We start from the raw sequence: 18,782 nt of genomic DNA, 5'->3' as shown, positions 1-18,782 counted from the left end.
CAGTGTTTCATGACCATTTCTTTAACAGTACGTCAAGTGCCTCGATCATTTCCTGCTTTTCCTTTAAAAGGCGTCTGTTCTCTGCCTTTAATGAGCTGATGATCTCATCCTTCTCAGCAAGAAGTCTTACATGGTCAGTGATAGCTTCGGGAGTCTTTGTCTGCTCCGGGGTAACGGCTGCCTCTGATTTCTTTTTCCCACTCTTTCCAGTCGGTATCACCTCACCGGTCTCTTCGTCGATCTTTCCGATGAGGGTACGCTTGGAGCGTGGCTGCTTCTTTTCCTTATCCCAGTAGGACTCGGACTCATATACATAGGTAACTCCGGAACGTTTGTCGGTGTGCTTTACAATAGACATCTTCTTGTCCTCCATAGTGATAATTTACCACATACCTATGCTAGTGTCAATAAGCTAGTGGTAATTATTTCATGAATTATCACTATGTTTTTTAGTGTCTGCGTTCAATCCGTACAGGGTCAGGCACACGTTTTTTACCGACTGAAGGGTCAATGGAGAATCCATCCATCAGACGCATGAATTCTTCTCCGGAGAGATTCCGTGCTTCCTCCTCAGAACGAGGCCACTGGAAGGAACCTTCCACAAGACGTATGTAAAGAAGTATGAACCTGTCTCCGGTCCACAGGATTCCCTTGAGCCGGTCTTTACGTGTGCCACAGAATAAAAACAGCGTGTCCTTTTCTAATGGATCACGGTTATATCTGAGTCTTACAAGCGCGGAGAGTCCATCAATACCCTTGCGAAGATCACAGCGCCCAACCAGAATAACGACCTTTGAAAAAGTAAGCCCGTTAGCATTAAGCATGCTTCACCGCCCTTAGTACAGAAGAGAGTGCGGCTTCATCGACTGATCCATCCAGTTTTATAGAGACTCCGTGAAATGAGAGTGTCATGGAAGATGGTTTCTGCGGGGCAATAACTTCCGGCGAACAACTTGGCTGTTGTACAGACTGAACCATAGGCAGCTCTACAAAGGCACCCTGCCCATTGTCTTCTGAAGTATCGAACAGTGATTGCATGTCAGCACCGTCTTTGAGCATCTTTTTCCTGACATTGCGCTGCCATCTATAAAAAGAGTTCTCGGGAATGCCATGTTTTTCACAGAATTCCCTTTTGTTGAGTCCACTTTCAGCCTGCGCCTTAAGCACAGGTATCCAGCTCTGAAGTCTTACATCCATTACTTCTGAATCCATAAAAAATCCTCCTGTATTGGTAGTATTCTCTAAGAGAATACTACCAATACAGGAGGGTGGTTCCTAGACGCGCTTGTTGCACCGCTTACAGTTTTTTCAATTTGGTACCCATGTTTTTCAAAATATGGGATACCAAATTAAGAAAATATGCACTATATTTCCAAACAGAGGAAATTAAAAAAGGCCCGGACAAGACCGAGCCACGAAAAGCGGAGTATTTCTAAAAAAAACGTCTTATGTTAAAATACCCGCAATTTTTTCTACTATCATCCGATAATCCTCCATGAATGAAGCATGATTAGTCATGACATAATCAAGATCATCCTCTTTTGAGGCCTTCTCAAGACCAAGAGCTTTTTCAGCAAGCTCAGGCATGCCCATGGTCTTTAGGTTGGATTTTAATGCATGTATGCGAACAGAGTAATCCTCCCAGTCTTCATTCTCGAAGCAGGAGTTGATGTTTGCGCTTTTTGTAGCATATTCCTCAGTGAAGAAGGACAGCACTTCCAGGTAAGTATCATGATCCTTACAATAGTCAATGCCATTGTCTGTATCGATACCGGCTTCCTGCAATTTCTTTATAACAGGATCTTCTTCTGTGGTGTTTTCATTAGAGGCATTTGCGTCATCTGTAGTATCGATAGTATCGTCCTCAGGATCAAAATACGAAGGATTAGCAGGCCTATCCTCAGTATAAGCGCTGTCAGGAAGGTACTCTTTCAGGAGACTTACCATCTCTTTTATTTCCATTGGTTTGGACAAATAATTGTCGAAGCCTTCATTTAAATAGTTCTCCTTGGCACCCATAATTGCATTTGCGGTAAGGGCTACCATCTTTGTCCCAGGAGGAATCAGATTCTGTTTTTTCAACTCATGCAAGGTTTCGATACCATCCATTTTGGGCATCATGTGATCCAAAAATACTATGTCATAGGTGTTCTCAGACATTTTTTGTATGGTTTCTGCTCCTGAGGATACTTCATCCGGAGCGATGTTGCACAGCTTAAGAAGACTTGTTGCAACCATAAGGTTAAGCTCGTTATCGTCAACAACAAGTATACGTGCACCGGGCGCATTGATAAGATCAGTGTTGGAGCGATCAGTGCGCCTGTTCTCAGTATTATCTGCAAAATCGCCAATAGGAGTTTCATCAACAATTCCTTGCTCTATAGTGAAATAGAAGTTGGAACCCTCACCGTAGGTGCTATCTACGCAGATTTTACTTCCCATAAGAGATAACAGATTAGAGACGATTGACATGCCAAGACCTGTTCCCTCAATGTTACGATTCTTCTTTTCATCAAGTCTCTGGAAGGAGAGGGTAAGCTTGTCAACATCCTCAGGGTGAATGCCGATACCGGTATCCTTTACTGATACATAGAGCTGAAGCTTATCGCCTATTTTTCCGGCACTTTTTACAGTAAATCTGACAGAACCGCTCTCTGTGTACTTAACTGCGTTTGTAAGCAGATTCATAATAATCTGTTTCAGACGTACATCATCACCATAGAGCGTGCGTGGAAGGGTTTCATCTATATCGGGAATGAATTCCAGACCTTTGGCTTCTGCTCTTTGAACTATGGAATTTACCAGATCATTGATGAAGGATGCTGTATCATAGTTGGCAGGGATAATATCCATTTTGCCGTCCTCTATCTTCGAGAAGTCAAGAATTGTATTTATCAGTGCGAGTAGAGTATTACCTGCAGAATCAATATTCCTTGAATATTCCAGTGTTTGTTCGTCCTTTGTAGTACGCAGAATCATTTCATTCATACCAAGGACTGCGTTTATGGGCGTACGGATTTCATGTGACATCTGTGCAAGAAACTGGCTTTTTGCCTTATTTGCTTCAGTAGCTGATGCCTCTTTTTGTTTTAATATCCTGGCTTCGTAAACGCGACGCATATCGGTAGAGCGCATTTCTTCCATCTTTTTTGCATTCAGCTGTTCGTTCTTATAACCCATGTAATAGAATAAGGAGATAAGCAGGAAAATAACCAGTGAGACAATGATGTTCACTGCAAGCTGACTATATGTTTCTGAAAAAAGCTCCTTGTCACTTATGGCGATAACCACATACCACTGATCAATGACATTGTCTACAAACAGGGTGTAGTTTTCACCATCAAGAGTGGCATCTATTGCAGAGCTGTTCCCGGTAGTGATAAGATCCATGAAATTTTCGCCATAAACCTTATTAACATTTTTTCCATTTAGAGCATGATCATGATGGGTAATGATCATCCCATCCTGACTTACGATGAATCCATAGCCTTTTCCGGCAATTGAAATTTCATCTGTAATATCGGTTACGTGATTGGCAACGAGATCGAGAGCTACAACTTCACGTTCTTTGTAATCTCCTTCAATACCTCCATCATTAAGGAGCTTACATATAGTGATAACTGCAGATCCTGTCTGTGCATCGATGTAGGGTGAGACAATTATTGTTTTACCTTTTGCATCGACAGCTTCCTTATACCAGTCACGGTTCTCAACTCTGTAATCTGCGGGCGGTTCCCATCCTGAGCCGTCCATGTATTCGCCATTAATATAGGCATATATTCCTGTAAAGTTTTCATCAAACTGCACAGCCTGATTGGAGGTCTGGGCATAGATATACCTTATTATGCTATCCTGCGATTCACCATTGTGAAGCATGATATCAACCGTATCTGCGGTTACCAAAAGTATGGATCTTGCTACAGCCAGGTAGTTCTCCAGTTCTTCAGTGGTTGAATAAACTTTTGATTTTCCGTCTTCCAGGGCTCCTTCCACAGATACCTGATAGAACAATCTGGATGTATAGATAACTGAGGCTATCATCAAACTGAATGTGATGATGAGGGTTAGGATGAAATTGTAACGTCCGCGCTTAATTGCAGCCTCTTCCGGAAGATCATGCTCTGTGGATTTATACCGCAGGGCTGTCATCAGAATGATCATAATAATGAATACAACTAAAATGATAGATATCACAAAAAGCGTTATGGCTATATTCTTATAAGTGCCGGGATTATTTGAATTAAGCGGGATAGAACTCTTCATCAGAAAACCGACATAATAACCTCCGACTCCTCCGAAAAAGATAATAACAGCTACTGTTATCTGGAGAAGAATAGCAAAACGGGTCTCCTGATTGCTTTTTTCCTGTTTTGATACATTCATCTGCTCATATTCTTTGTTTGTGACATAACCAAGAAGCAGCAGTGTAACACACTCAAGAAAAGCAGAAATATAGTATGGATTTACAGGTGCCCAGCTCCAATCGTAGCAGGAGGAGGTCCACATGCCATATTCAAAGACTATGAAAAAGAAAATTACTGTATGAAGAAAAGGGAATGACTTGCATGTAGCTCTGTTTTTTAAATAATACAATATAACCTGCAGGCTGAAGCAAGCTACGCTTGTTGCGAGAACGCCTTCCCATATGTTGTTGAAGATTCCGCCATACTGAATATAGATGAAAAACTGCCATATGTTTAGCGGAATAGGGATAAGTATGAGAGGATGAAAAAATCTTTTTGCTTCAGGAGGACGCATGTTTAATGTGAGAAAAAGCATGAACAAATAGCCGATGTTCCACCCAAAGTATGCCATAAATGCAGATACATCGGGATCCTCACCCATGACCAGTGTATATATAGTCCAATAGTAATCACTGAGGAGATGCATCAGAAAAAAGACGGAAAGGAATATCCATCCGCGTTTTGGAGTTTTTATATACTTGAAAAGTGCATATAGTGATCCGATGGTCACCGATAGCAGCATGCATACATTTTCGACGGTATCAATACCCATGGCAAAAACCTCTCATAAATTATATCATTCCGCTAAGTTGTAAATAGTTAACTATAACGGAAAAAAGTATAAAAACTTTTTGATGGACATTTGTTGGACACACCGGATTATCATGTTGAGTATAGATATTAAATATACTTTTTATTTAGTTTGTGAGGGAGGTATAAAAACAATGCAACAAATGTCATATGAAGAGAAGAAGTTCTACTTTACAATAAACGTTATAAGTGCTATAGCGCTGGCAATTGGCGGCGTTTTATACTTATTCGAGGATGGACTTTCAAGCAGTGATACAATAGCGGCTATGGTTTTGTGTATGCCATACGCTTTCATGGCACTTAGATTATATGTGAAATACAAAATCAGGAGAGTTAAAACTCATAGATAATAAGAACTCCGCAGGACGCTGAAAAATGCAACCTGCGGAGATTTTTTTATTTTCGTTTTATTTAGGTTGACATGCAACTGATACAGGTGTATATATAACACATATACAGTACAGCACACCTGTTACATAATGCTGAAAAACAAACTGTATTTTTGTGAGGTTGCCATGATAATATCGCAGAGTTCAGGAGTACCGATTTATCAGCAGATATCAGACAGTTTCAGAAATGATATTCTGGAGGGTAAATATGAAGAAGGTGCATATCTTCCCTCGATAAGAGGACTCGCAAAGGAGCTGAAGATCAGTGTTATAACAACCATCAAAGCGTATGAACAGCTTGAGAGCGAAGGCCTTGTAACTGCAGTGCAGGGTAAGGGCTACTATGTGAATGCGCAGGATGGAGAGATGCTGAGGGAACAACATCAGAGAAAGGTTGAGGGAGCGCTCCTCGAGGCTATCAAATATGCAAAGATAGCCGGGATGAGTGACAGCGAACTGACAGACACATTAAACACATTACTTAAATTCGCGGAGGAATGATATGGAAACAAGTGCAGTAATTTCATGTAGAAACATCGAAAAGAAATACAAGAATTTTGAGCTTAAGGTTGATGAACTGGATTTTCCCAAGGGCTTTGCGACAGCGCTTATCGGGGAAAACGGTGCAGGTAAGACCACACTTCTCGAGATTATGGCAGGCATAAGGCTTGATCATAAGGGGGAGGTAACCTATTTTGATAAGTTTTCAGAGAAGGACAGAGAGAATAATCCGGAAGTAAAGAACAGCATCGGATATACAGGAACCGGTACTTACTTCCTTCCCAACTGGGATATGAAGCAGGCGAAGGAGGTTCAGGAGATTCTTTTTGATAGCTTTGATGGTGAAAAATATGAAAAGATATTGAAGGACCTTGCAGTTGTTAACGGATCTGCTTTTGAAAAGAACAAGAAGGTTAATAATCTTTCAGATGGAACAAGAACAAAGGTCATGCTTGCAGGCGTACTTGCCAGAGATACAAAGCTGTTACTTATGGATGAGCCTGCATCCCCGCTTGATCCGTTGATGAGAGATAAGCTCTGTTCCATTATCAGAGATTATCTTGCTGAGAATGAGGGTGAAAAGTCTGTGATTTTCTCAACACATAATGTGGCTGATATGGAGAATGTTACTGATTATGTGGCTATTGTTGAGAATGGAAGAGTAGTAGAGAAGGGCTTTGTAGAGGATCTTAAGGAAAAATATGTATACGTAAAGGGAAATAAGGCTGATGAAGAAAAGGCTGGAAAATACATGTTTGACATGACCTCCGGTAGCTATGGATTTGAGGGCCTCTGCCTTTCGGAAAATGCTGATAAGCTTTCGGGACTTGATCTTGTATTTGAATCACCGACACTTATGCAGATCACAATCGGAGTTATGAGAGCCAATACTAAGCTCTCAGGCTTTTAATGCGGAGGTCTGACATTATGAAAAGATTGATGATTGGATACCGCTGTTTTACAGGATGTATATACAGTCTGGTTGTGCTGCTTATTATTCCATTATTATTTATTGCATTACAGGCTCTGATGGTTAGAGGGGCAGGAACTTTGAGTTTAACTCTCATAAGTATTTACTATATGTATATTGATGGAATGGCTGATTATTTTTCCTTTAACGGAGTGACTTCAAGGGGATATTCCTTTGGGCTTTTACAGTGTTCCAAACGTGGAAGAGAACTTGTGAAAAACGGTATTATTGCAGATCAGCTGAGACGACTTTTCTGTAATCTGGCTATTATGGAAATATGCGCATATATAGCAATTATCCTGATGCCAAATGAAATTAAAGGTGACTATCTTCTTGTCGCAGCGTTGCATGCTCTTTTTTCCTATTCGTATGTTACATTTGCGCTGATCCTGATGAGAAATATTACTACGTGGATGTATTACGGACTGCTGATGGGGGTGGTGCTACTTTTTGGAATCCTGGGCAACGTCTTTATGTACCTGGGATATCAGGATGGTAATATGCACCTGATGGTATGGCTTTTTGTTTTTGCATTTGCTACAGTCCTTTCAACATTTACTATGATAAGAACAGTTTTGAAAAATTACGACAGATCATTTCATGAGGAGATTGCAGGATGAAAAAAGATTTAAAGCTCATTTTTAAACTATTAAAATATGGTCCCAACGGTAAAAAACAGTTTTTGTTCATGGGGGTATTTACTGTATTTGGAATCGTTATGAATTTAACTGCAGAAGCGGAGTCAGTGGTATGGGGGCTTTATCTTCTGCTTCCATGCTCCTATGTGGTGCAGATGATTTATCCATTATGTTATTCAAGTCTGTATCAGTCCTCTCCGCTTAAAAAGAAGACGCAGACTTACCTTCCGTATCTGGTGATGATTCCTCTTGCACTGATACTGTTTACACTTATGGTTGTAATACATGTTGTTGCTGCAAAGCACGGAGCAGCGGGCTATACCATGGAAGAGTACACTGCGATGCAGAGCAGATACATACTTATCACAGGAATCATGGCATTTTGCATGTATACATACATAGGCATCTGCTATAAATATTTTGTCGGTGGAATGATAGGATTATTTGTGATAGTGATTCCTTTGGTATTTTTATCTCAGTTTTCAAAAAATGATCCTATATATAATTTCGCTGCACAGAGCCTTACAAGATCGGTAGTAATCGGTTACGTGCTCATTATCCTGGGATGCATTATGTCCGTTGTGCTGGCTAATCTTCTATATAAAAAGGAATTGTCCCGCCTTGGTTACAGAAGCGTGATGATGGCAGCTAAGAGAGCATAAATTCTAAAATACTAATACATAGATATTTTATACTCAGTTAATAGTGTTTTTGTCAGTCCTCATTGTAAAATCGTATATGTGGTAATTATAGAATTAAATTTTTAAAGATTTATTATTTATTCACTATGAGCATTTTACTTTAAGGAGGAACTAAGCATGGAAATTACTACTTTTAACCCAATGATTCTTTCAAAAGACGCTGACAATATCATTAAGCTTTTTGAAGAGATGGGATTTGAGAAGAGACATCAGGTCGACAACATTGATAATAAGGATATTTCCAGTGTTCGCATGAAAGATGCAAATGGATTTCATTTGGACGTAGCACATGTTGAGTCCATGGAAAAGGATATGACAACCATGCGTATGAATGTACGTGACTTTGATGAAGCTTATGAATTTTTTAAGGCTCATGGTTTTAAGAATGCAAGAGGGGATGACCATTTAGTAGATTCCAAGTCTGCACGGTCATGCCTTTTGATTTCACCTTCAGGATTCTCAATCCAGCTTACGCAGCATATCCGTGAAGAAGATAAGTAATAAAAGATAAAGAAAAATTGTAATACATTGAGTCGGATGGGATGGTATTCCTGTCTGGCTCTTTTTGCGTCAATAGAGTTTTGGGATCATTTCAGGTATGAAAAAGGTCGTTTCGTGATGAGATCATAGTTTTTCTTATGTATTTATGATACGAATAACTTGGAGGATTATTGCCTTATGAATATTATCATAGATAAGTGTAAAGGAGATTCAGCACGCTTTGTGGGCGCTTTCTGTGCATAGCCAGGGGCAAATATCCTAAAATCGCAAGCTGAGTGATAAAAAATATAGAATTATCACTTATATTTAATAATTCCTACAGACATTATTTATATGTTGTAAACTATTGTATTTTATACTAAATAGTAGCGTTGCACATATTGACTGATAGGAGGTTATTTGATCATGAGTAGCACCGATAAAACCGGGAAAAAAGAAAAAGTAAAGGCCATAAGCGTCAGGTTGTCCATTCTGTTTGTGGGGCTTCTTGTGCTGAGCATTCTGGTAAGCGAAACCATCGTGATTACCATGGGCTACGGGCTTGTCAAGAATCTTATCGACTCCACTTTGACTAATAAGGTTTCAAGTGATGCCGGTGAGATAAACAAAGAGCTTAATGCAACATTCTATTACCTAAATGGTGTTGCCGATGCTGTTGAGCAGAATCAATATAACAGCAACGATGAGCTTATGCAATATATGATAGGAACTGTAGGCAGATATAAAATGCTTCCCACAGGAGCTTATATTGCGCTAAACGATGAAACCTTCATCTATCCAAGCCAGCCTGATTTTCAGATGGAAGGCATCACTGAAAAGCCCTGGTATACACAGTCTTTAGGCTATGACAACAGTTGGTTCTACTTTTATGACGTCCCATATTTTGACACAGTAACAGGTGATCTGTGTGCGACAGTTATCAGACACATTCATTTAAAGGACGGGCGTGAGGGATGCTTTGCAGCGGATCTTTTCCTGTCAGGCTCTCAGGAAAGTCTTAACCAGATTAAACTCTATGAAACCGGTGGTGCGATGTTGCTTACACCTCAGGGACTCATTCTTTCATACAGAGATGATCCTTCATTAAACGGAAAAAATGTTTCCGAACTTTCAAACAATGCATTTATTTCCAATATAGGTGCAATTGTTAGTGATGATGCCGCAAATAGTGAAAGTGACACAGGTCCTGTTCACTCATTTAAGGCAGATGGACAGACCTTCTATTCAGTAACATCCAAGGTTAGCGGTACTGACTGGAGAGTTGTTATATATGCAAAACAGAACGAAGTTCTGGCAGTATTAAATCAACTCATTCTGGCTCTTGTCATTGTATCCTTAGTATCGATTGTTGTGGTTATTATCATAATCTCTCAGGTACTTCAGAGGATGATCAAGAAACCTGTCACAGCCCTTACCGAAAACATTGAAAAGATTTCGAGCGGTGACTTTACAGTTGATATCACCACTAAGGGTGATGACGAAATTGCTTACATGAACAGAGCTATGGGAGAGTTCATAACAGGTATGCGCTCATCGCTTACAGAGATAAAAGATGTATCCGGAAAGCTTATGGGTGATGCACAGAATTCCAAGGATACAGCAGAGAATCTGGAAGAGGCCGCTAACAATCAGTCCGCAAGCATGACTCAGATCAAAGAAAACATTGAAAATATGGCCAGCGCCGTAAATGAAGTTGCTGAAAATGCAACCGTTCTGGCTCAGACCGTATCCAATGTTACAGATCAGGAAGCCCAGATTGAAGCTTCTATGAATGAACTTGTTAAAAAGGCTGAAAGCGGTCAGCATGATATGTCTAACGTAGCAAACGGAATGTCCGACATCGTTGACTCCATGAAGGATATGGCAGATGCCGTTAAAAACGTTGACGAAGCTGCCGATAAGATCAATCAGATCATTGACCTTATCAACTCTATTTCCTCCCAGACCAATCTCCTTTCACTCAACGCTTCCATCGAGGCAGCAAGAGCAGGTGAAGCAGGAAAAGGATTTGCGGTTGTTGCTTCCGAGATTGGAACACTTGCTCAGAATTCAGCAGATGCTACTAACCAGATCGGTGAAATTATAAAGGATATGTCCCAGAAGGTGCAGATGCTTTCTGAAAAATCCGAGACCAATACTACTCTTATCAATAACAGTGCTGAGACCGTAAATGTTGCAGCTACAACCTTTAAAGAGATCACTCAGGAATTGTCCGATGCCAATGATATCCTTGTAGAAATGGCCGAGCAGATGAACAAGGTCAATGACGTTGCTACCAACATGGCTTCAGTATCTGAAGAGCAGTCCGCATCCACACAGGAAATTGCAGACAACGTTGAAAGAGTAACAGCTGCAGCTCAGGGCGTTGCTTCATCATCTGAAAATGTATCCTCCGCTGCAACCTCTGTTTCTGACGCGGTTGATACCATCAATAATAACCTTGAAAGATTCACAATAAGCTGACTTATGTAAATGAGTTTTTGAAGAAGTCCGTAAAGATCTTCTAAATACCATTAAAATTTAAACATCCCATACCCTTAAAAGTATATAAGAGTGTGGGATGTTTTTTCATAAAAGCAGGCAGATTATGCCGATATCGGCATATGGCGTATAGAGACCGCTTGGCACGAAGTCATTTTTCATTATTTTTGAACATGCTGCAGTGATGTGGCGAGGTCTTTTTGCATAAAACAGCGAAGTTCCCCAAAGCTAACAACTTTTACATTTCAGTGTGACTTTCAAAACAGCTTTAGTTTTATTTTAAGTTCATATTTTATATTAAACACAGCAAGAGGAGCCCCAAACCTCTTGTACTCACAGAAACACTTTTCTTCATTTAACCCGCCGGATTCTTATGAGTCCGGCATCCCTCATTAATCCCCAATCACAACTCATCTGTGATATCATCAGATATAGTTTCTAACAAGAAACATCCGAAAAATCACTATTTATAATAAATGCATCTACATGAAGGCAGCAATTTTGATATAGGTTGGTGCCCTCAGAGAATTCTTTACTTATGGAGTAATAGAAAGCTGATATGGAAAACGGTAAAAAAATAGTTATAGAAGTAAATAAGAGACACCTTATTATTTTAATAATAGCAATATTTCTGCTTCTTTTAGTCAGCTTCCTTTTTGATGATTATCCATATTGGAAATCTTCATTTGGATTTGATGAAAGCGATAAGTATACAACTAAAACCATAGAAACCTGGAATAAGTATGGCTGCTGCTATTTTTACAAAAATGACAAAAAAAAGGCATTGGATAATTATGAGGCCATTTTGGAAGATGAAAAATTGGTTGGATATGTAAAAAGCAACACAGCCATTTGGGGAATCATAAATCTGTATAGTGATAAGCAAATAAGTAATGCATTTAATGCACTCGTATATGGATGCTATAACAGCAATCATGAAACTGGGAAGTACAAATCTGTTGCAGATATACCTGAAAGATTGTTCAGAAACTGCTATATACAATTGATGATGCCCAATAATATGAATAAAAGCATTAAAGAAGTATATGAACAATATCTGCGTGAACAGAAAGAGTTACTACAATGAGCGTTTATCAGGACACAGTTCCCTATATTGAAGAATTTACAAATATGCTTTTACAGTAATAAGAAATGTGTTTTTACAAGAGAAATCGATTAACATGGAATTACTTTAATATTCCAGCAAATCCCCGTGTTTTTCCAACAAAAGCTCTCTATGACGTTTATATTTTGGCAGACCATCGGAGATATTCTTGCAACTGCATATTAGTGAAAAGTCTGGAAGAGGAGTTCCTACCATTATTGACACATATGGCAAGGATGCCATTACCTTTAGAGAAAATTCAATTGTGGTTACGATTCCGTTTAACAGGCTTAATGAAGTTGGTAAAAAGGTTGGTAAAAAAGTTGGTAATTCCGATGTGGATAGACCCATTTTAAATCCCAGAAGGCAGACAATCCTGTTGGAAATCAAGCAGAATCCATATGTAACAAAACACGAGCTTTCAGAAATAATAGGTATAAGTACTACAGCCATTGATAATAATATTGCTTATTTGAGAAATAATGGTTTTATTGAGAGGGTTGGTAAAACTAAAGGTGGATATTGGGAGGTTATTGAGTGATTAAACCAGATTAGAAATTAAAAAATATTAAATGGTAAGGAAAGTGGAAAAAGGAGTGCTATTATGACAGAACAATTCAAATGGGTAGATTATTACGAGGAGTTTGCATCAAAGCTTCTTGAGTATAGAAACAACAGAAAAGAACTTATAGATAAGGAAGATGATTCTTTTGAACTTGATGCTGAGGCTGTAGATGAATTCTATGACAATATGGATGTGTTACTATCCAGAAATGCAAGAGAGAATAAGAGAATCAAGGAATTGGAAAAGGAACTTTCCGAAATTAGAAATGCGTATTACAGGCAGAAGAAAACCCTGGATCGTTATTTGAAGGCCTTTTTCATATATCTCCATATAAAACATTAAATTTATTCAAAACCGCATAAATACTTCATTTGCGGAAATCCCAACTCTGATATAACTTGATAAAGATTCATATATTTTATAAAAAAATGGCACTCGTGTGGCACTTGGTGGCACTCGATATGGCACTCGATGGCACTCGTTTTTGGGTAGTCCTATGAGGGAATACTTCATGCCATTTTTGGTAACTTTCTAGTTTAAAAGTCCCAAATTAGCATTTAACAAATCAATTTTGAAAAAATGGTATTTCTATCTGACCGGAAATATTGAATAATCTATGTTGCTTGGTTTAAATATTGTATGATAGTTACAACAAATATGGTAAAAAAATACATAAACTTAACTTGACAAGGCAACTCTATGATGATAAGTTAAAAATATGTATAGAAATGACATATAATAGAGTAAAATCAGACAAATAATTAACATTACGGAGCGAGTATATGAACTTATATTATGAACTGTTACAATACCCCATTTTTTCCATGAAAGAGGTTAATGGTCTGTATTCAAGTGAACGGACAGCAAGGATGGCATTAGGAAAGCTTCTGAAGGAAAATATGGTGCTGAAAATTCGAAATGGGTTATATACGTGTCTTAGCGGTGAAAATGGTGGACCAGTGGCTAACAGATTTCAAATTGCCAGTGCTATCACTCCATCTTCATATGTATCACATCATACAGCATTTGAATATTATGGAACTGCCGATCAGGTTTTCTATGAGGTTTATGTTGGTTCAGAGACACGTTTTCACGACTTTGAATTTGATGGGTACACTTATCATTATGTAAAAGAACAGCTGAAGGAAGGTATAGTTTTTCCGGAATTTGGCGGCTGCGTGAGGATTACGGATAAGGAGCGGACGATAACAGACTCCATAAAGGATATGAATCTCATTGCCGGGCTGGAAGAGGTGCTTTCATGTGTCGTGTCCGTGAACAGTATTGATGAAACAAAAATGTTAAAGTATCTGGCCTTATATGACAATGCCTTTTTATATCAGAAGACAGGTTTTATCTATAGTGAATATCAGAGGGAACTTGGTATAAGCGATGATTTTATAAAGATATGTAAGGATAGGAGCGGAGATTCAAAACGATATCTGACAACCGGTATAAATGAGCCTGCTTATTCCGGTGAATGGAAGTTGGTCTATCCAAAGAATATTAAGAGAATGAAAAACGGAGGGCTAGAAGATGCCGCAATTTAATAGAAGAGAGCTTGATGTAAGAGCTCGGGAATATGGCTTTAATCGCGATACCTTTGAGAAGGTTCTTCGATTGAGGACAATTCTTGATTTTCTAAATACGCATGAATATATGCGTGAACATTTGTTGCTTAAGGGCGGAACGGCAATAAATCTGACTGTTTTTAACCTTCCAAGATTGTCGGTTGATATAGATTTGGATTTTGTTCCAAATCTGACAAGAGAAGAAACGGTGAATGAAAGAGAACGACTTACGGAGATCCTGAAGGGATTTATGTCGGAGCAAGGATATTCTCTCTCTGAGGCATCGAGATTCAGTCACAGCCTGGACGCATTTCATTATAATTATGTGAATGCAGCTGGCAATAGAGATATGATCAAGATAGAGATCAACTATTCACTGAGAACTCACATGTTATTACCAGAGGACAGGGCATTAGTTACGGATGCTTTTGGAGAACCGATAAAAGTCAGGACGGTTGCTGCAATGGAAATCTTTGCGGCAAAAACCAATGCTCTTATAAGTAGAGCGGCTGCAAGAGATCTGTATGACTTCTGTAATATGGCTGATATTAAGATGTTTGCAGGAGAGGAAGACTTGTTTAGAAAATGCATTATTTTCTATGCAACAATTTCGGCAAAAGAAGTGAACAAAACCTTTGATACATCTGCTATAGACAGTCTTGTCTTTTCAAAAATAAAATCAGATTTGTTCCCGGTTCTGGCTGTGAAGGATAAATTTGACCTGGAAGGAAAGAAGCAACAGGCAAAGGAGTATATAGCTTCGCTTATGAAGCCGACAGCTCAGGAAATGGAATATATGGAAAGATTTATAGCAAAGGAATATAAGCCGGAGCTGCTTTTTGAAGATGCAGAGATTGTAGAGCGCATACAGAACCATCCGATGGCACTATGGAAATGTAAATAATATGAGAAGGATCGAGTGATTATCATCTGTAATGGAGTAATAGAAAGCTGATATGGAAAACGGTAAAAAAATAGTTATAGAAGTAAATAAGAGACACCTTATTATTTTAATAATAGCAATATTTCTGTTTCTTTTAGTCAGCTTCCTTTTTGATGATTATCCATATTGGAAATCTTCATTTGGATTTGATGAAAGCGATAAGTATACAACTAAAACCATAGAGACCTGGAATAAGTATGGCTGCTGCTATTTTTACAAAAATGACAAAAAAAAGGCATTGGATAATTATGATGCCATTTTGGAAGATGAAAAATTGGTTGGATATGTAAAAAGCAACACAGCCATTTGGGGAATCATAAATCTGTATAGTGATAAGCAAATAAGTAATGCATTTAATGCACTTGTATATGGATGCTATAACAGCAATCATGAAACTGGGAAGTACAAATCTGTTGCAGATATACCTGAAAGATTGTTCAGAAACTGCTATATACAATTGATGATGCCCAATAATATGAATAAAAGCATTAAAGAAGTATATGAACAATATCTGCGTGAACAGAAAGAGTTACTACAATGAGCATTTATCAGGACACAGTTCCCTATATAGAAGAATTCACAAATATGCTTTTGCAGTAATAAGAAATGTGTTTTACAAAGAAATCGATTAACATGGAATTACTTTAATATTCCAGCAAATCCCTGTGTTTTCCAACAAAAGCTCTCTATGACGTTTATAGTTTGGCAGACCATCAGCGTAGGTGGTCTGCTTTTCCTTTAATCCACAAAAAATGGAAAATATGGATATATTATTTACTATACTCGATATGTAACATAATCACCTTTTTTCTTACAATATGACCATAAAGATGAAACAGTAGTTGTTGGTACATATAGAAGGATGGTGATGATCATGTTACTGACAATGCTTTTTATAGTTTGTTTGTTAGGTTTTGTTGGAAAGCTCATAGGATTTGCTTTTAAGTTCTCCTGGGGCATTATCAAGGTAGCATTTTACCTTGTGTTCCTGCCGTTTATTTTAATAGCAATGGTAGTAGGTGGACTACTTTACATAGCATTCCCGATACTTATTGTTGCAATGATAATTGGTCTTTTGACTAAGGAAGCATAAGGAGGAAAATATTATGAAAATCACACTTGAATGGTAAAGAATAGAATAATTACATTATAGAAAACTGAAAAATATCATTACATAGACCAGCAAAGGTCGGAGACGTCCGATACTTACTGGTCTATTTTTTTGTCCAAAATCAGGTGCACATGGAAAAGGGCATAACGAAACTATCAACCATATTTTTATTTTAAGAAAGCTTCCTGTATGATTTAAACAGGGATTGACCTAAAAAGAATACCTCAAGTAAAGTTGGATTGTTACTGACCTGGCAGTTGGTAATAATCCAAGAATACAAGAGGTATCTAACATGAATGCTAAGACAACAAGAAACAAAAATCAAGTCACCAATAGTTTTTCGGTAATAAACACTCTATCAGCCGAAGAAAGACAGTCAAGAATCGATGAACTTCTTAAGACAATGCAGGCTAAGACCTGGCATGATCTTGAAACAACGGGGAAGTTTGATAAGAATGCCAAGCTTTCTTTTATATCGGAGGACATGCTTATAGTAGGATGCGATATAGGCAGTGAAACTCATTATCTGAGAGCTATAGATATACGAGGCAGAGAACTCAGCAAAAAACCATTTTCATTCACGAATAATGAAGAAGGATTTGAAGCTGCAAAGGCATGGATGGTTGAGCTTGCTGCAGTAAATGGCAAAAAGCAGATAGTATTAGGACTTGAGCCTACAGGTCATTACTGGTTCTGTATAGCGACATGGCTTATAAGCAATGGTATCAGTGTTGTACAGGTAAATCCATATGCAGTCAAGCAGACAAAGGAGGTTGAAGACAACAGCCAGTTAAAGGATGACAGAAAAGATCCCAAAGTAATAGCAAATCTGGTAATGAACGGAAACTATGGTATGCCATATCTTCCAGAGGGCATATACGCAGATCTGCGTAGTCTCTCGCTTCTAAGGAGTCAGCTTACCGAGAACAGGATCCGTTGTGCAAACAGGATGCACAGGCTAATGAAAATACACTTTCCTGAATATAAGGACGCATTTGGAAGAGTGGATGGAAGTTTTGCTTTAGAAGTATTAAAGATTGCACCATTTCCAAAGGACATAGTTGCATTGGGTGAAGATGGCATAAGAGAGATTTGGCACAATGCTAAGCTAAGAGGACGCGGCTATAGCAGGGCAGCTGAACTATTCAGATATGCCAGTACAAGCGTGGGAAGAAATGAAGGCGCAGAATACGACAGAGAAGCTGTCAGATGGTTTGTGGAAGAAATGATCTCTCTAGATGAAAAACTGACCACAATAGAGGCAGCTATAAATGCGAAGTGTATGGAAATACCACACGCTGAAAACATTCTTGAAATATCTGGTCTGGGTCAGAACATAGTTGCAGGGATCATATCTTCAATGGGGGATATTGATAGATTTGACGATGTTAAGGAAATACAGAAACTAAGTGGATTAAACCTTGTTGCATGCAGTTCGGGCAAGCATAATGGCGAAACAAAGATAAGCCACAGAGGACGCAAAGAACTGCGAACCTGGCTGTTCCAAGGAGCTAAATCAGTTGTGGCTCATGCTGAAGAATTCCAGTTGATACATGAGTACTACACTACACGGCCCAAGAATCCGCTAAAGAAGATGCAGTCGCTGATAGTCATAGCGTGTAAGCTTCTGAGGATTATATATGCAATCCTCAAGAAAGGCGTTACTTATGACCCTCAAAAGATGCTTGATGATATCAAGAGATTTGAGAATGCTGAGATAGTAGCTGCATAAGTAAGAATCACATTTCCGGAATCCTGCCGAGCTGTTGAATACAGTTCGATAGCTGAGCAGGGTTCCGGATGGTAACCCATTAACAGTAGGGGGAATCTCCTACAAAAACTACCAACATATGTCTTTGATGGATTGCGTCCACCGTTTGCCGGTACCATTCAAGACATAATAGGTCAGTTAGTAAGTACCAAAGACAAACAAGAGCTGTAGCTGGCGGGAGTTCTCTCCATAGGGCATAGACCCTGTTTGAAAGCTTTGCTGGCACTTGGTGTATGAATAGGTGGGACGAAGGAAGTTGGGACACGATCCCTTTAGACACGGAAGGTTCACCATCATAGTTGATCAAAGGGAAAATAGCCTTTATAGAGCAAACAAAGGGATGCTTTATTAGTGCTACCTTCAATCAGCTATTCAGTATATGATATATGACTATTCATCACCTCTGGCTCCTGTTAAAGAGGTATATCAACAAACAAAAAGCTCATAAATACTGAAATTTGAGCTTGAAATTATAGGAAGG

At 38.8% G+C, this 18,782-nt stretch carries 19 protein-coding genes; 15 read left to right on the top strand and 4 right to left on the bottom strand.

Annotated elements, in window-relative coordinates:
- Positions 1 to 7 precede the first annotated feature (7 nt).
- From G602_RS0104860 to G602_RS28585, 4 genes are all read right to left on the bottom strand, one after another.
- Complete coding sequence (locus G602_RS0104860) at positions 8 to 358, bottom strand: hypothetical protein (protein ID WP_026657525.1); 351 nt, start codon at positions 356 to 358, stop codon at positions 8 to 10.
- A gap of 91 nt (positions 359 to 449) precedes the next feature.
- On the bottom strand, positions 450 to 824 hold the full coding sequence (tnpB, locus tag G602_RS0104855; RefSeq protein WP_026657524.1) for an IS66 family insertion sequence element accessory protein TnpB: 375 nt from the start codon (positions 822 to 824) through the stop codon (positions 450 to 452).
- On the bottom strand, positions 817 to 1,212 hold the full coding sequence (tnpA, locus tag G602_RS0104850) for an IS66 family insertion sequence element accessory protein TnpA (RefSeq protein WP_026657523.1): 396 nt from the start codon (positions 1,210 to 1,212) through the stop codon (positions 817 to 819). The genes tnpB and tnpA overlap by 8 nt, the downstream gene beginning before the upstream one ends.
- 234 nt (positions 1,213 to 1,446) lie before the next feature.
- A complete protein-coding gene (locus G602_RS28585; protein WP_049945062.1) occupies positions 1,447 to 5,016 on the bottom strand; it encodes a hybrid sensor histidine kinase/response regulator in 3,570 nt (1,189 codons plus the stop codon).
- A gap of 172 nt (positions 5,017 to 5,188) precedes the next feature.
- Between G602_RS28585 and G602_RS0104840 the strand changes: the two genes are divergently transcribed.
- The 15 genes from G602_RS0104840 to G602_RS0104770 all read left to right on the top strand — a co-directional run bounded on the left by G602_RS0104840 (position 5,189) and on the right by G602_RS0104770 (position 18,262).
- Positions 5,189 to 5,404 (top strand): hypothetical protein, encoded by a 216-nt coding sequence (locus tag G602_RS0104840; protein WP_026657948.1) that lies wholly within the window; start codon positions 5,189 to 5,191, stop codon positions 5,402 to 5,404.
- Positions 5,405 to 5,569: 165 nt separating this feature from the next.
- Positions 5,570 to 5,944, top strand: coding sequence for a GntR family transcriptional regulator (locus G602_RS0104835; protein WP_026657947.1), 375 nt, complete (start codon positions 5,570 to 5,572; stop codon positions 5,942 to 5,944).
- Position 5,945: 1 nt separating this feature from the next.
- Positions 5,946 to 6,854 (top strand): ATP-binding cassette domain-containing protein, encoded by a 909-nt coding sequence (locus G602_RS0104830; RefSeq protein ID WP_026657946.1) that lies wholly within the window; start codon positions 5,946 to 5,948, stop codon positions 6,852 to 6,854.
- Between the two features lie 17 nt (positions 6,855 to 6,871).
- The gene (locus G602_RS0104825; protein WP_026657945.1) at positions 6,872 to 7,534 is read left to right on the top strand and encodes a hypothetical protein; all 663 of its coding nucleotides are present in this window, start codon (positions 6,872 to 6,874) and stop codon (positions 7,532 to 7,534) included.
- On the top strand, positions 7,531 to 8,214 hold the full coding sequence (locus G602_RS0104820) for a hypothetical protein (RefSeq protein WP_026657944.1): 684 nt from the start codon (positions 7,531 to 7,533) through the stop codon (positions 8,212 to 8,214). The genes G602_RS0104825 and G602_RS0104820 overlap by 4 nt, the downstream gene beginning before the upstream one ends.
- Positions 8,215 to 8,370: 156 nt before the next feature.
- Positions 8,371 to 8,754 carry a VOC family protein gene (locus tag G602_RS0104815; RefSeq protein ID WP_026657943.1) on the top strand — a complete coding sequence of 128 codons (384 nt, stop codon included), beginning with the start codon at positions 8,371 to 8,373 and terminating at the stop codon, positions 8,752 to 8,754.
- 405 nt (positions 8,755 to 9,159) lie between these two features.
- Positions 9,160 to 11,217 (top strand): methyl-accepting chemotaxis protein, encoded by a 2,058-nt coding sequence (locus tag G602_RS0104810; RefSeq protein WP_026657941.1) that lies wholly within the window; start codon positions 9,160 to 9,162, stop codon positions 11,215 to 11,217.
- Between the two features lie 577 nt (positions 11,218 to 11,794).
- A complete protein-coding gene (locus tag G602_RS0104805) occupies positions 11,795 to 12,322 on the top strand; it encodes a hypothetical protein (RefSeq protein ID WP_026657940.1) in 528 nt (175 codons plus the stop codon).
- 187 nt (positions 12,323 to 12,509) lie between these two features.
- Positions 12,510 to 12,881, top strand: a complete 372-nt coding sequence (locus tag G602_RS25240) for a MarR family transcriptional regulator (RefSeq protein ID WP_049945061.1) — start codon at positions 12,510 to 12,512, stop codon at positions 12,879 to 12,881.
- 63 nt (positions 12,882 to 12,944) lie between these two features.
- Positions 12,945 to 13,247 (top strand): hypothetical protein, encoded by a 303-nt coding sequence (locus G602_RS0104795; RefSeq protein WP_026657939.1) that lies wholly within the window; start codon positions 12,945 to 12,947, stop codon positions 13,245 to 13,247.
- A gap of 440 nt (positions 13,248 to 13,687) precedes the next feature.
- Positions 13,688 to 14,455: a type IV toxin-antitoxin system AbiEi family antitoxin domain-containing protein gene (locus tag G602_RS0104790; RefSeq protein ID WP_026657938.1), complete on the top strand. Its 768-nt coding sequence runs from the start codon at positions 13,688 to 13,690 to the stop codon at positions 14,453 to 14,455.
- The gene (locus G602_RS0104785; protein WP_026657937.1) at positions 14,442 to 15,380 is read left to right on the top strand and encodes a nucleotidyl transferase AbiEii/AbiGii toxin family protein; all 939 of its coding nucleotides are present in this window, start codon (positions 14,442 to 14,444) and stop codon (positions 15,378 to 15,380) included. The genes G602_RS0104790 and G602_RS0104785 overlap by 14 nt, the downstream gene beginning before the upstream one ends.
- A gap of 52 nt (positions 15,381 to 15,432) precedes the next feature.
- Positions 15,433 to 15,960, top strand: a complete 528-nt coding sequence (locus G602_RS0104780; RefSeq protein WP_026657936.1) for a hypothetical protein — start codon at positions 15,433 to 15,435, stop codon at positions 15,958 to 15,960.
- A 327-nt stretch (positions 15,961 to 16,287) separates the two neighbouring features.
- Positions 16,288 to 16,512 (top strand): hypothetical protein, encoded by a 225-nt coding sequence (locus tag G602_RS0104775; protein ID WP_242835488.1) that lies wholly within the window; start codon positions 16,288 to 16,290, stop codon positions 16,510 to 16,512.
- A gap of 310 nt (positions 16,513 to 16,822) precedes the next feature.
- The gene (locus G602_RS0104770; protein WP_026657843.1) at positions 16,823 to 18,262 is read left to right on the top strand and encodes an IS110 family transposase; all 1,440 of its coding nucleotides are present in this window, start codon (positions 16,823 to 16,825) and stop codon (positions 18,260 to 18,262) included.
- The last annotated feature ends 520 nt before the right edge of the window (positions 18,263 to 18,782 follow it).

Origin of the sequence: Butyrivibrio sp. AC2005 (assembly GCF_000424145.1) — a bacterium.
Lineage (GTDB): Bacteria > Bacillota > Clostridia > Lachnospirales > Lachnospiraceae > Butyrivibrio.
Note: the sequence above shows the minus strand (reverse complement) of the source record. Positions and strands in the feature narration are given on the sequence as shown.